The following is a 13,889-nucleotide window of genomic DNA, read 5'->3' on the forward strand; positions in this document are numbered from 1 at the left end:
GTACTGCACTCGGGAGGGTGTGGGAGAGTAGGACGCCGCCGGACTCAACTTGTATGAAAGCCCACCCGGGCATCCCGGGTGGGCTTTCTGCATTTCCGGGAAAGATCCAAGCCGACTGGCTCTCACTGCTGTAGTGAGAGCCGGCCGGCTTTTGCTGTTCTCAGGGTTAGCGGAGGGGAAGGGTACGCCAGTCCACGTATTTGAAGTTGGTGCTGACCCGGTCATTGTTGGGGGTGTTCTCGCCGTCGTGCAGGACCAGGAGGCCCTTGGGGTACCCGGGGAGCGGAGTGGCGGTGGCCGCGGCGCCGTCTGAGTGCTGAACGCCGTCTACCCGCGCGCCATCGGTCACCGAGAACGTGGTGATCGGGCGGTTGGTTTTGCGGTCGTAGACGAAGAAGCGGCTGTCGCCCTGGCTGGAGACGATCAGGTAACCGGAGCGCCGGCCCGTGGGGTAGATGGTGGCGCCTTCCACGTCAGCGGTGATCCGGCCGCCGAAGCCTGGGTCGTTTGCCGTGTCCAGGGTGCACTCTTCGGTCTCGGGGTCGTAGCTGGCGGGGACGCCGAACTCTTTCACCCGCTCCACGATTCTGGGGAGACTGCTGAAGGTGCCGCCCTTCAGATCGATGCGCCAGAGGGCCACGTCTTCCTGGGCGGCGTACAGGACGCCGGCTTCCTGGTCCACGACCATTCCCTCCACCTGAGGGTCCTCGCCTGGTTCGCCACAGGGGGTCCAGCTGGTGCCGTCGGGGAGGCGGAAGGTGCGGGGCAGGTCGAGGGTGTCTGTCGTGCGGTAGGTGACTTTTCCGTTCTTCTCCTCCAGGCGGAAGATGCCCAGCCGGGTGCTGTGGCGGCGGCTCACCACGGCGTAACGGTCGTACAGCGCCAGGCCGTAACCGGTGGCCTGTTCCTCCACCTCGGCCTCGTCCTTGGCGAAGAGCAGCGGGACATTCGCCGCGGTGATGTCGGTCAGACCGGTGGGCTCGATCTTGTAGATGCGGAGCTTGTCGAGGCCCCGGTCGGTTACTACGGCTACGTCGACCTTCTTGGTACCCAGCTTGAAGCCGGTGAGGATGTCCACGTTGTTGAAGCGGCCGCCATCCGGCGTCGCGATCGCCTGTACTTCGTGGCCGGCGAGGTTGTAGACGCGCAGGCCGCCGTTCTTGGCGGTGCCGATGATCAGGCTGCGGGCCTTGTCAGGGTGGTTGACCCAGATGGCCGGGTCATCGGCGTCGGCGTCGCCGCCGGCCTCGTCGTCGTAGAGCGACGGGGTCTCGACCGTTGCGGTTATCTCGCGCGGCGGGCGGTGTGCCGCCTGTGCGGGAACGGCGGAGAACGTGGTCAGTGCGACCAGTGCGGCAATACCGGCAGTCCGTTGCATGACAAGAAAGCTATCTCGATCAATCTAGCCGGTGGGTGGCCGGTGCTTTAACAGCGTGCGCGTGGGGCAGGGAGGGTGCAGGATGTCGGACAGGATCGTGGAACGGTAGGCTGACACCCGACGGGCCGCTAGCTCAATGGCAGAGCTGTGGACTTTTAATCCATAGGTTCAGGGTTCGAGTCCCTGGCGGCCCACCACTCACTTTCCCGCCGATCCGGCTCCGCGCGGACACCGCGCCGGGCCGGTTCGTCGTATTTCAATCCGTAACTTAAATGTGAGTAAACCTCTGGTAGATTCCTGCCCCGGAGTCGAGATATCCGGCGCTCTGGCCGCGTTGAGGCCGGGCGCTTCCAGCCGCACTCCTGCAAGCCGATGAGCTCCCGTTTCGAGCCGCGGCGCAGGGCAGGCGCATCAAGAATACGGGGAGTAAGTCGTTGAGCACGGCGCCCTTTACGCTGTCGGTCGTCATACCCATGTACAACGAGGAAGCGGTTCTGCCCCTCCTCGTCGAGCGGTTGCGGCCGGTTCTCGACGGCCTCCGTGAGCCGTACGAGGTGGTTGCCGTCGACGACGGCAGCACCGACCACACCGCGGCCGTGCTGATCGGCCTGCGGCGCAACTGGCCCGAGCTGCGGGTCGTGCGCCTGCGCCGGAACAGCGGGCACCAGGCGGCGCTTTCCGCCGGGCTCTTCAGCGCACGTGGCGAGTACGTCGCCAGCATCGACGCTGACCTCCAGGACCCGCCGGAGAAGATCACCGAGATGCTCGACGTGGCGCGCAAGCACCAGCTCGACATCGTCTACGGGGTCCGCACCGACCGCAGCACCGACACCTTCTTCAAGCGCTGGACCGCGGGCGCGTACTACAACCTGATCCGGCGCCTGGTCGGGAAGAACGTGCCGTCGCAGGCCGGCGACTTCCGGCTGCTGAGCCGCACCACCGTCGAGGCGCTGCGTGAGCTGCCCGAGCGGGCTCCGGTGCTGCGTCTCATCGTGCCGTGGATCGGCTTCCCGAGCGGCCAGGTGGCGTACGTCCGGGAGGAGCGCGCCGCCGGCAGCACGAAGTACCCGCTCGGCAAGATGATCAAGTTGGCGACGGAGAGCATCACCAGCTTCTCCGCGGCGCCGCTGCGGCTGGCGACCTGGCTGGGCCTGATCGGGGTCGGCATCTGCTCGCTGCTGCTGGTGATGGCCCTGGTGGCGTACCTGATGGACGAGACGGTGCCCGGGTGGTCGTCGCAGTTCGTCGCCTCGCTCTTCCTCGGCGCCGTCCAGCTGCTCTGCCTGGGTCTGCTGGGTGAGTACGTCGGTCGCATCTACACCGCCGTGCAGGACCGGCCCACGTTCTACATCGCGTCCGACACGGCAGAGAACTCCGCCAACGCCGGGACCGCCGAGAACACGGAGACGCAGGCTGCCGGAGCGGGTCGGTGACGGTCGGCGCCTCCGCTGCCGAAACGGTCGTTCTGGAGCGGGTGACCGAGCCGGACGCCGAGCAGGTCGAGCCGCAGCAGGTCGCCGCGCTCTGGCGCTGGCTGCCGGCCGCGGTCGGTCTCGCCGCGTTCGTGGTGATCCTGCTGGTCACCGGAACACCAGTGCTGGACGTTCTTCGGTACGCGGGCTACGTCGCGTACGCCGTGGTGCTGCCCGGCACGCTGGTGTACCGCCTGTTGCGCCGGACCCCGCACACGCTGGTCGAGGACCTCGCCTTCGGCGCGGCCGTCGGGCTGGCGATGGAGCTGGTGGCCTGGGCGGTCTACTCCTACCTGGATCTCCGGTCGCTGATCTGGACCTGGCCGCTGCTGGTGGTCGCGGTGTTCGCCGCGGTGCCGCGACTGCGGCGGCACTGGTCGCCGAGCGGTTACCGGATCGTTCCGCTGGGCTGGTCGTGGGCGGTCACCGGGGTGGTCGTCTTCTTCACCGGATACATCTGGGCGACGTTCTTCGCGCAGAACCCGATCATGCCGACCGGCGAGGACACGCTTCAGTTCATCGACCTGCCGTACCAGCTGTCGCTGGCCGGTGAGGCGAAGAACCACTTCCCGATGCACCTGCCGCAGGTGGCCGGCGAGGCGCTGCCGTACCACTGGTTCGCGTTCGTGCACGCCGCGATGATCAGCATGATCGGGCACGTCGACCTCTCGGTCGTGACGATGCGGCTGATGGTTCCCGGCATCGGGGCGTTGATCGCCCTGGTGACCGCGGTGGCCGGCTGGCGGATCACCGGCCGGGCGTGGGCCGGTGCGGCAGCCGCCGCGTTGTTCCTGGTCGTCGGTGAGTTCCAGTTCACCGAGGTGTTCAGCACCACCCTCGGTGTCCAGGTCGCCTGGATCGTCTGGCCCAGCCTTTCCATGACGTACAGCTGGGCCTTGCTTGTCGCTCTTGTCGCCGTGATCGGTGACGCTCTGCGGCGCAAGGATGACGACTCGCCGGTGCCGCGACTGGGTCTGCCCGGTGCGTTCGCGCTCGCCGCGATCCTGGCGTTCGCGTCGAGCGCGGCGAAGGCGAGCTCGCTCCCGGTGACCCTGGCCGGTCTGGCGCTGGCCGGCGTGATGGTGCTGGTGACCACCCGCCGGATCCCCTGGACCCTGGTCGGCATGGGCGTCGTGGTCGCGCTGGCACAGCTCTTCTGTACGGCGGTGATCTTCCGTTTCCAGTCGTACGGTCTCGGTGTTCATCCGTTCGGCGGTCTGATCCCACTCTGGAACGATCCGGAGGGCGAGCGTTCGTTCCTGGCGCAGGGCACGGTCATCGCCGGGGTGAGCATCGCCTGGATCCTCTCGATGCAGATCCGGCTGGCCGGCATCATCCCGCTGGCCTGGGTGAAGCGCGGGCGGCTCGAGCCGGTGCAGTGGTTCCTGCTCGGCGGCGCGCTCGCCGGTCCGGCGCTCTTCATGCTGCTGGGCACTTTCAACGCGAGCTGGTTCTATCGGGCTTCGCTGCCGTTCGGGCTGATCCTCTCGGCGTGGGGTTTCGCTCTGGTCTGGGACCGGGCGAAACTCTCCCGCCGGGCCGTGGTGGTCCTGGGCGCCGGCGCTCTGGTGTTCGCCGAGGCGGTGCTGATCGCGGTGCTGCTCTTCGCGCCGAGGCAGCCGCGCGGTGAGTCGTACTCGGGTGTGCTCCCGATCCTGTGGTGGGCCGGTGTGCTGAGCGCGCTGGCGCTCGTCATCGGGTTCGCCTGGCGACCGGCGGCCCGGCGCTGGCCGGGTCTGGCCGGCCGCGGCGGTGTGGTTCTGCTCGCGGCGATCCTGCTGACCGGAACCCCCGGTCTGATCATGGAGGCGCGGCGTAGCCAGCTCAGCCCCAACGGCGGCGGCAACACGACGGTGCCGATGCCGGAGTCGCGGGTGGAGGCGGCCCGCTGGGTCCGGGCGAACAGCGACCCGAACGACATCATCGCCACGAACGTCCACTGCTCGCACGACGTGCCGCTGGCGAAGTGCCGGGACGCGCGCTCGTTCTGGCTGAGCGCGTACTCGGAGCGGTCCGTCCTGGTCGAGGGCTGGACGTTCGCGCCCCGGCTGGCCGGTGTGCCGGACGCCCGGTGGAAGTTCTGGGATGAGAAGAAGCTGGCCTTCAACGACAACGCCATCTACAAGCCGTCAGCGAAGGCGCTGGACCGCATGCGCGACCGGTACCACGTGCGCTATCTCGTGGTGGACCGCCGGCTGCGGGCCGAGGGTACGAAGCTGAGCCAGCTCGCGACCCTGCGCTTCGACAACGGCCGGATGGCGGTCTACGAGCTGCGATGACCGAGAAACGAATCTCGCGGCGGACCCTGATCGCCGGTTCGGCCGCCGGCGGTGTGCTGATCACCGGCCTCGGCGTCGGGTTGAGCCGCCTGGGTGGTCCCGACGCGCCGTCCGGAACCGACGACGACGCGGTGCCGGTGCCGTCGACGCAGCTTCAGATCGTCGCCCACCCGGACGACGACCTGATGTTCTTCGCCCCCGACTCGTTGCGGGCGATCGACGGCGGCGCGAAGCTGATCACCGTCTGCCTCACCGCGGGTGAGGGCGACGGGCGCAACGTCGACGCGTACACCCCGGCTGTGGCGATCGCGCCGGTCCGGTACGGCGATTACGCGGCCGCCCGGTACGACGGATTGCGGGCGGCGTACGCCAAGCGTGCGACCGGCGACCCGAACAGCGCCTGGCAGCGGGAGGCCCTGCCGGTCGCCGGTGGTGCTGTCGCCGAGCTCTGCACGCTGGAGGCCGCGCCGCAGATCCAGGTGATCCTGCTGAACATGCGGGAGCTGGCGGACGGCTCGACGCTGCGCACCCTCTGGGAAAAGAAGAAGAACTCCCAGCCGGTGCTCCGGATCCCCGGCTCGCCGGTCACCGCGTCGCGAGCCTTCTCCCGCGCCTCGCTGATCCGTTCGCTGGCCGATCTCCTTGAGCGCTATCAGCCCACGCTGGTCCGCACCATGGATCCCGACCCGGATCGTCTCGTGCACAACGAGAGCAACGCGCAGTTCTCCGACTTCGGATACTTCTCCGACCAGACCGACCACACGCCGGCCGGGTTGTTCGCCTGGGCCGCCGTGCAGGAGTGGTGCCGCAAGACTCAGCGCCGGACGGTCGTGCAGAGTTATCGGGGCAACTACAACCGGCGCTGGCCGGCCAACCTCGGCCCGGGGTTGGCTCGCGAAAAAATCGACTATCTGAACGTCTACGGCGAGCACGACCGCAAGAGCGGGCGACAGGTCTCGCTGATCGGTAACGGTCAGAGCACCACCAGCCGGTACGCACTGAGCACCGCCTGGCTGGGCCGCGGTGGCAAGGACAAGCGGCTGGCCGCGTTCGGCGTGCGGGGCGGCCGGGCCGTGCACTGGTCCGAGACCGAGGCGGGTTCGGGTGCCTGGCTGCCGCCGACCGTGCTCAGCGGTGAAGGCCTGCTGCCGCACCTGGCCGCGGCGCAGCTGAAGGACGGCCGGTGGCAGGTGTTCGGCGTACGCGCAGTGCTGGGTGCCACCGAGGCGCAGCAACGGCGTGAGGTCATGACCGCGGTGCAGCGGGCGCCCGGTGAGGCGTTCGGCCCGTGGGCGAACCTCGGCAATCCGGTGCGGGGCAGCAAGATCAGCCCCGAGGGTGCTGTGCCGGTGTGGCCGCGTGGCCTCGGCATGCCCGTGGTGGCGGCTAACAAGGACGGCCGGCTGCAGCTCTTTGTGCGTACCTTCACCGGGGCCGTGCACACCCGGACGCAGACCGCCGCCGGTGACTGGGGCCCGTGGGTGGACCTGCGCGGCAGCCAGACCCAGGACGGGCTGACTGCGATCACCACGGGTGGTGGGCGCATCGAGGTGCTCGCGGCCCGGCAGAACGGGATCGCGCGGTGGCTTCAGCGCAGCCGGAACGTGGAGAGCTTCCGGCGTTCGCTCATCGACGTCCCCGCGCCGGCCGGGCCGCCGACAGTGCTCAAGGTCGGCGACGGGCGGCTGATGATCCTGGTCCGGGAGGCGCTCACCGGGCGCGTTCTCGCGTACCAGCAGCAGGGTGACAACCGGCAGTGGAGCGGTGAGGCCGTCGATCTGGGCGGTCACGGCGGTTTCGGCCCGGTCGCCGGAGTGGGTTATCGCGACAACATGGTCGCGATCAGTCAACGCAACGACGATGGTACGACCAGTTTGACGCTGCGGTACCTCGATGCCCTCCACGAGGGCGATTGGAAGCGGACCGGCCCGGTGCTAGCGTCCCCGCCGGCGCTGTCGGTCGACGCTTCCGGACATCTGGTGCTCGCGGCGATCTGCGCCGATGGACGGCTGCGTGTCACACGCCAGGAGCAGCCGGGCCCGACGATGAGTCTGCGGTCCTGGGTCGCGGTGGAAGGTTAGCGGTGTCGACGACAACGAAGACGACAGAGGCGGCAGCCGAGCGGAAACGCCCGCGCCTGGAGGTCCTGGACGGTCTGCGTCTGGTGGCGGCACTGGTGGTGCTGATCTACCACTACTCGGCTGTCAAGAACAACCACATCTGGTCGGAGCCGCCGAAGGAAGCGTTCCCGACCGCCCACTCGCTCACGTTCTACGGTTGGCTCGGCGTCAACCTGTTCTTCCTGATCAGTGGCTTCGTCATCTGCATGAGCAGCTGGGGTCGCAGCCTTGGTGACTTCTTCACCTCGCGGGCGGCGCGGCTCTATCCGGCGTACTGGTTCGCGGTCATCGCGGCGATCGTCGTGCAGCACTTCTGGCCGGAGCACAACGCGGGGCGCGACTGGCTCACGAACCTGGTGAACTTCACCATGCTTCAGGAGCCGTTCGGGTACGGCGGCGTCTCGGCGGTCTTCTGGACGCTCTGGACCGAACTGCGGTTCTACCTGCTGTTCGCCCTTTTCGTGGTGTGGCGCGGAGTCACGTACAAAAGGGTCGTGGTCTTCTGTTGTGTGTGGACGGTCGCTTCGGTGATGGCGAACGCGGCGGACACCGAGGCACTGGCGCCGCTGCTGCTGATGATCGTGCCGGACTACTCGTTCCTGTTCATCGCCGGCATCGCCTGTTACCTGATGTACCGCTTCGGCCCGAACCTGCTGCTCTGGGGCATCCTGGGCATGTCGTTCATCCTGGGCCTGCCGGTGACCATCCGGAAGCACTACCGGGTCGAGAAGGGCGAGACCGGGCACATGGTGGCCCGCTGGCCCACCGCGGTGATCATGTTCCTGATCTTCGCGCTGATGGTGGCGGTGGCGCTCGGCTGGCTGTCCTGGATCCACGGTCGCTGGCTGACCGTGCTCGGCACCATGACGTACCCGCTGTACCTGCTGCACGAGACCGTCGGCGGAACCCTCCTGCACGAGCTGGAGGGGACGATGAACCGGTGGGTGCTGATCGTGCTGGTGACGCTGAGCCTGCTGGTGATGAGCTGGCTGGTCCATAGATGGATCGAGAAACCGCTGGGGCTGAGGCTCCGGTCGGCGATCAAGAACGGCGTGAAGGAACTCAGCAAGGACGTGGAGAAGCCGGAGCCGGTGGCGCCGAAGCCGGCGGACATGGATCAGACGCAGGAGCTGACCGCGGTTCGCTGAAATAGCGTGGAGTGAAGGGGGCCGGATTCCGGCCCCCTTTACCGTTGGTAGAGAGTGACCGTCGCCCGGTAGACCCGCCAGCTCTGCCGCACGTGGAACCGGCCGTTCTTCAGCATCGACCGGGCCGGCATGTGCAGGCCAACGGCCGGGTTGTCCAGGCAGTCGCCGTAACAGGTCACCCAGATCCGGACCACCCGCGGGTCGACACAGGACGGAGCGTTGATGCACTCCGGGACCTCGAGCCGGCCGGCCTCGACCGCGCTGCCGCTGACCAGGATGTCGTCGGGGCGCTTGTCGGCGGGCAGGTAATATTCGACGCCCTCACGGAACCGGCCACGAGGCGTGTACATGACCGCGTCGCCCGGGATCACGTGGTCCGCGATGATCGCGGCGATCGCCTGGTGGTCGATGTCGTCGTGGCCGTTCACGCCGCGCAGCGTGATCTGCTGCGGCAGGCTGAAGAGCAGCAGCGCGCCCAGGGCGGCGGCCACCGGTACGCGATGGAGCCGGGCCAGCGCGGCACCCGCCAGCAGAGCCCAGCCGGGGATCGTGAACAGGACGTACCGCATCATCCACAGTGGCGACACGGCGATCGACATCACCGCGAGCACCAGCAGCGGCAGCACCGCGATGCCGAGGCAGAGCGCGGTCGCCGACCACTTGCGGTTCACCGCGAGCAGGGCCAGGACGACCACCAGGCCGCCCACCGCGCCGTCCATGAAGAGCTGCTCGTGCCAGACCTGGCCGGTGTCCCAATTCAGCTCGGGGATCCAGGCGACCTGGCCGCTCTGCTTCATCGAGACGTAGGCCAGCGGCGCGATCACGACGATCCCACCGGCCACCGAGGCCGTCCAGGCCGGAACCCGGCTCTCCCGGATCCAGGTCAGGAGCGGACGCTTGCGCTCGGCGAAGAAACCGAAGAGAACGTACGCGGCATGCGCGCTCAGCACGGTCAGCGCGAAGATGTGACCGGCCCCGACGAGGACCACCGATCCGGCGTACGCGACCCAGCGTGTCCACCGGGGCCGCTGGACCGCGCGGATCAGCAGCCACGACGAGAGCAGCGTGAACGCGACGACCGCGGCGTAGACCCGGATCTCCTGGCCGTACCGGGTGACCGCCGGGATCACGGCGAAGATCAGACCGGCGAAGAGGCCGGTCCTGCGGTCGTAGAGGTCCTGGCCGATCCGGGCGACGAGGCCGCCGGCGACCGCCATGGCGAGCACCGACGGCAGGCGCAGCGACAGCATCGAGATGCCGAAGACCTCGGTCCACACGTGCATGAACGCGTAGTAGACGGCGAAGACCGCGTCGAGGTTGTGCTCCATGTGCAGCTGCTCGCTGAACGAGCGCTGCGCGGCGATCAGCGTCGCGAGCTCGTCGCGCCACGGCACCGGCGAACCGGCCCGCAGCAGGCAGACGATCCCGGTCACCAGACCGGCGACGAGCCAGGCCGGTATCGACCGTGGATCCAGACGTGACCGGCGGGCCGGAGGCGGGTCGTCGTGCACGACGACCCGCTCCTCGGCGACGGTGACCGCTGACATCAGATTTCCTGTACCGGCTTCCGGTTGCGGGCGCTGCCGAGCTCGAACTCGCTCGGCACCGGGAAGTAGTTCTCCAGGAAGACCTTCACGACCTGGGCGCGCTCGGCCGGCGACAACACACTGTGGTGCGTGTCGTTGAGGCAGAACACGTCGTTGCCGCGGATCGTCAGGAGCTGGGTGAGCCGCGGGTGCTGGTCCGGGTCGCCGATGTCGACGTACGCGACCCGGATGGAACCGCGCGAGCTGCGCCCGGTGAAGTACGCGTAGTAGTGGTGCAGCGACGACGGGATCGAGATGTCGGTCGCCGACCGGAGACGGCTGTTCGCGGTCCGGTTCACCGCGTCCGCGAACTGCTCCTCCAGCTCGTTGAGCACGCTGGCCCGCAGCGAGTACGGAGCGTGCAGGAACGACTGGGTGATCGTGTGACCGAAGGCCTCTTTGATCAGCACCCGGTTGTTCTTCGCGGCGGCGAAGTTGAAGTCGTCGTCGGCCGAGATCGGGGTCATCGGCACCGGCGTCGGCGACTGGAAGAACTGCGCCACACCGTTCGCGGCGAAGAACATGCTCGGCTGCAACGGGCGACCGATGAAGAAGTCGTCGTTGAAGTAGAGGAAGTGCTCGGCCAGCCCGTCGATGTGGTGCAGCTGGCTCTCGATCGCGTGCGAGTTGAAGGTCGGCAGCGCGCTCGAGTCCTTGAAGATCTCCTTGTGGCTGACCACCTGGATGCCCGGGTGCTCGGCGTCCAGCCAGCTCGGCGTCTGGTCGTCGGTCACCAGCCAGATCTTGCGGACCCAGGGCGCGAACATCGCGATCGAGCGCAGCGAGTATTTGAGCTCGTCGCGGCTGCTGAACCGGGCGTCGCCGTCAGCCGCCGGGATCGGCGGGAGGCCGAGCTGCTCCAGCGTCGCCGACTTCTTCGCCCGCCAGGCCGGGTCGTCGCCGTCCACCCAGGTGTAGACGACGTCGATCGGGAACTGGATGTCCGACACCAGCGTCTCGGTGAACGCGCTGAGCGTCGGGTACTCCCGGTCGCGGATCGTCACCTGGGTCCTCGACTCGAGGACGGCGGTCGGTACGGTCGCGCCGATGAGCGTACGGCGCAGCGGCCGCATGCCGGTGCCGTCCTCCTCGTCGCGCCAGAACTCGACGTCGCACCCGTACGCCGGGCCGAACCGCAGGGTCCGCGACGTGGTCACGATCGGCTGGAAGATGCGCAGGCCACCGGCCCGCTTGCCCTCGTCCGAGGTGCCGGCCAGACCGGCCAGGGTGATGCCGGAGACGGCGGCGCTCGGGCTGATCAGCTCGGTGTAGATCGGCTGCTCGGCCCACTCCTGCGCCAGGGCGGCGAGGGTGGCCGGACGGTTCGACTCGTGGATCGCGACACGGATCCGGACGCCGTGGTCGCGGACGATCCAGTACTCGATGCCGTGCTTCTCCAGCACGTCGACGACGAGCCGCAGGTTACGGTCGGCCGCGTCGTACGGGTTCAGATCGTCCGACAGGATGCAGAGCTGGCCGGCCGAGCGGACCAGGGTCTCGTCGCGTTCCGCGATGAGCGCCTCGATGTCGCGGGCGGTGCGCTGGAACAGCGGCCGGTCCGGGCGCGGCGCCGCCGGGGCGAGGCCCATGCCGCCGGTGCCGGCGATCCAGGCCGCCAGCCGGTCGGCCTTCTTCTCCAGACGGGACGCCTGCTGGCGCTCGTCGACGAGTTTGCCGTACAGCGCCGTCCACTGGCCCATGATCCGGTCGAGGCTGTATGCCTCCGACGCGCGCAGGGCCGCCTCACCGAAGGAGTGCCGCAGCGCCTCGTCCTCGATCAGCTTGCCCAGCGCGTCGGCGAGACCGTCGATGTCGCCGGAACCGATGATGTAGCCGTTCTCCCCGTGGGTGATGATCTCCGCGGGGCCGGTCTGGATGTCGTAGCTGACCGCCGGGACGCCGGCGGTGAACGCCTCGATCAGGACCAGCGGGAGTGCTTCGCCGTCTTTCGAGGTCAGCAGCGCGATGCTGCTCTTCGACCACTCCTCGGCCATGGCCTGCACCGAGCCGAGGAACTGGACGTTGTCGTTGAGGCCGAGGCTCTCGGCGAGCCGGCGCAGGGTGCCGAGCTGCTGCCCGTCACCGAGGACCCGCAGGATCCAGTCCGGGTGCTTCTCGGCGACCTTGGCCCACGCGCGGATGGCGTGGTCGATCTGCTTCTCGGCGACGACCCGGCCGGCCAGGGTGACGGTCCGGGTGGTCCGGCTCGACTTCGGCCGGAAGCCCGGCGGCAGCGCGTTGCCGATGATCTGCAGGTGCGGTGCCGCGCCGCGCAGCGTGTCCTGGAACCAGCTCCGGGTGCGCTCGGTGAGCAGCACCAGCGAGTCGAGCCGCGGGATGAACTGGAACAGCGGGTCACCGGTGGCGCCGCGCAGCTGCGACGGGCGGTGCTCCTGGTGCACCGTGACGACCTCGGGCGGGCTCAGCGTCGTGGTGGCCGCCATCAGAGCCGGCGACGACGAGACCAGCACGTCGGAGTCGAGGTGGCGCAGAGCGTATTCCAGCTCGAGGTCGGCCAGGCGGTGGAAGGTCTTCTCCCACCGCTTGTGGATGATGCGGCTGTCCGCGGCGACCAGGGCCTGGCACTGCGCGTCGTCGAGGCCGCTCTCGCGGACCGGGCGGGGCACCGCGCCGGTGTTGTCGACCAGGTACCGCACGGTGATCCGGGGGTCGATCGTGAAGAAGCGTTCCTTGCTGGTGCGGAAGACGCTGAGTACCTCGACCTCGTGCTCCCGGACCAGGTACTCCGCCTGCGTGTAGATGGCGCGTTCGGTGCCACCCATCGCGTCCGCGGTGTTGAGGAGGAACGTGATCTTCATACGGTGTCTCCAGGGTTGGCACCGGTGCAGGTGAGCGCGAGGCTGCCGGCGGGTGTGTAGTACGGGCGCAGGTGGAAGACCACACCACCGGGCATCAGCATGCGGCGCTCGTAGGTGCGGAGGGTGGCCCGGATGTCCTTGAGGTCGTGCAGGTATCGGCCGACGCGCAGGCGCCGCCCGCCGACCCGGATCCGGATGTCCCAGATGTCTTTCTCACCGGGGACCGGCGCCATCTCGGCCAGCGGTACGCGAATCCGGAAGATGTCGCCGTCCACGTGCACCGGGGTCTCGTGGATCGTGGTGTCCTCGCGCCGGCTGAACTCGGCCACCGCGCCGGAGCCGTCGGCGACGTTCACGAAGCGCCCGAGGATCTCGGCCTTGCCCAGGTCCAGCATGAGCCGGGCCACCTCGGCGCGGATCTGCGGACCGCGCACGATGATCTGGGCGAGGCCGAACGACGTGATGGTGGGCCGGAACCGCATGCCGGTGTCCGCGCAGGGCGGCACCGCCACGGTCGGGGTGGCGCCACGGACCGGACCGGCGTTCATCCGGCGGATCGTGATGTTGCGGGTCTCCCCGGAGCTCAGCTCGACGCGGAGGCCGACCGTCCAGGTGCCCGGGTCCAGCGGGAGGCGACCCGTCGCGGGACCGAACACGGCGGTGGTGTCGGCGTACCAGAAGCCGTCGTACATCTTCGTCAGCGTGGCCGGCACCTGATATTCAGCGCGGTCCTTGCTGAAGACGATCTCGGCCGAGGCCGGGTCGGCGTCTTCCAGAGCGGGCAGCCGGACCTGCAGGTTGAGCGTGTGCCCGTCGAGAACCGCGAAGTACTCAGCGTTCGCGATGTTCTGGTTGGGCCCGAGACGGACCATCCCGAGGGCGATCTTGGTCCAGGTGCGCTGCGCCCGGGACTTGATCGCCGTGTCGACCTTGCGGCGCGCGACCGAGATCGTCTCCGCCGGGCCTCGGCGCAAGGTCCGCTCCACCCGAACAGCTAGCGGGTCCACGCTCATCTGCTGTATTTCCTTCATCCGGCCGTTGGACATGGTCGTGTCACGCCACCGGCCGGTCGGTAAGTGGCGGGAAG

The 13,889-nt window shown here is 68.5% G+C and carries 8 protein-coding genes and 1 tRNA gene; 5 read left to right on the forward strand and 4 right to left on the reverse strand.

The annotated features are described in order from the left end of the window. Nucleotides 1–166: 166 nt before the first annotated feature. A complete protein-coding gene (locus tag B0I29_RS26865) occupies nucleotides 167–1,378 on the reverse strand; it encodes a phytase (protein WP_111651879.1) in 1,212 nt (403 codons plus the stop codon). Nucleotides 1,379–1,500: 122 nt separating this feature from the next. Here B0I29_RS26865 and B0I29_RS26870 point away from each other — a divergent pair. From B0I29_RS26870 to B0I29_RS26890, 5 genes are all read left to right on the forward strand, one after another. Then, nucleotides 1,501–1,575: transfer RNA gene (locus B0I29_RS26870), tRNA-Lys, on the forward strand. 237 nt (nucleotides 1,576–1,812) lie between these two features. After that, nucleotides 1,813–2,811, forward strand: a complete 999-nt coding sequence (locus B0I29_RS26875; protein ID WP_311733591.1) for a glycosyltransferase family 2 protein — start codon at nucleotides 1,813–1,815, stop codon at nucleotides 2,809–2,811. Next, nucleotides 2,808–5,129 (forward strand): hypothetical protein, encoded by a 2,322-nt coding sequence (locus B0I29_RS26880; RefSeq protein WP_111651881.1) that lies wholly within the window; start codon nucleotides 2,808–2,810, stop codon nucleotides 5,127–5,129. The genes B0I29_RS26875 and B0I29_RS26880 overlap by 4 nt, the downstream gene beginning before the upstream one ends. Then, nucleotides 5,126–7,210, forward strand: a complete 2,085-nt coding sequence (locus tag B0I29_RS26885) for a DUF8189 domain-containing protein (RefSeq protein ID WP_111651882.1) — start codon at nucleotides 5,126–5,128, stop codon at nucleotides 7,208–7,210. Before B0I29_RS26880 ends, B0I29_RS26885 begins: the two co-directional genes overlap by 4 nt. 2 nt (nucleotides 7,211–7,212) lie before the next feature. Continuing rightward, nucleotides 7,213–8,397, forward strand: a complete 1,185-nt coding sequence (locus B0I29_RS26890) for an acyltransferase family protein (protein ID WP_181557993.1) — start codon at nucleotides 7,213–7,215, stop codon at nucleotides 8,395–8,397. A gap of 38 nt (nucleotides 8,398–8,435) precedes the next feature. Here the strand turns inward: B0I29_RS26890 and B0I29_RS26895 are convergent, their stop codons facing one another. From B0I29_RS26895 to B0I29_RS26905, 3 genes are read right to left on the reverse strand one after another with little or no spacing between them, the layout of a single operon-like run. Next, entirely contained in the window at nucleotides 8,436–9,944 is a 1,509-nt protein-coding gene (locus B0I29_RS26895) for a glycosyltransferase family 39 protein (protein ID WP_111651884.1), read from the reverse strand. After that, complete coding sequence (locus B0I29_RS26900) at nucleotides 9,944–12,802, reverse strand: stealth conserved region 3 domain-containing protein (protein ID WP_111651885.1); 2,859 nt, start codon at nucleotides 12,800–12,802, stop codon at nucleotides 9,944–9,946. The genes B0I29_RS26895 and B0I29_RS26900 overlap by 1 nt, the downstream gene beginning before the upstream one ends. After that, a complete protein-coding gene (locus B0I29_RS26905) occupies nucleotides 12,799–13,815 on the reverse strand; it encodes a hypothetical protein (protein ID WP_146616892.1) in 1,017 nt (338 codons plus the stop codon). The genes B0I29_RS26900 and B0I29_RS26905 overlap by 4 nt, the downstream gene beginning before the upstream one ends. Nucleotides 13,816–13,889 lie beyond the last annotated feature (74 nt).

Source organism: Actinoplanes lutulentus, assembly GCF_003259845.1.
Taxonomy (GTDB): Bacteria; Actinomycetota; Actinomycetes; order Mycobacteriales; family Micromonosporaceae; genus Actinoplanes; species Actinoplanes lutulentus.

Bases quoted from the DNA above. Each gene is read 5' to 3' on its own strand.
- B0I29_RS26865 (WP_111651879.1), bottom strand. From the start codon at position 1,378: ATGCAACGGACTGCCGGTATTGCCGCACTGGTCGCACTGACCACGTTC.
- B0I29_RS26885 (WP_111651882.1), top strand. From the start codon at position 5,126: ATGACCGAGAAACGAATCTCGCGGCGGACCCTGATCGCCGGTTCGGCC.
- B0I29_RS26895 (WP_111651884.1), bottom strand. From the start codon at position 9,944: ATGTCAGCGGTCACCGTCGCCGAGGAGCGGGTCGTCGTGCACGACGAC.
- B0I29_RS26900 (WP_111651885.1), bottom strand. From the start codon at position 12,802: ATGAAGATCACGTTCCTCCTCAACACCGCGGACGCGATGGGTGGCACC.
- B0I29_RS26905 (WP_146616892.1), bottom strand. From the start codon at position 13,815: ATGAGCGTGGACCCGCTAGCTGTTCGGGTGGAGCGGACCTTGCGCCGA.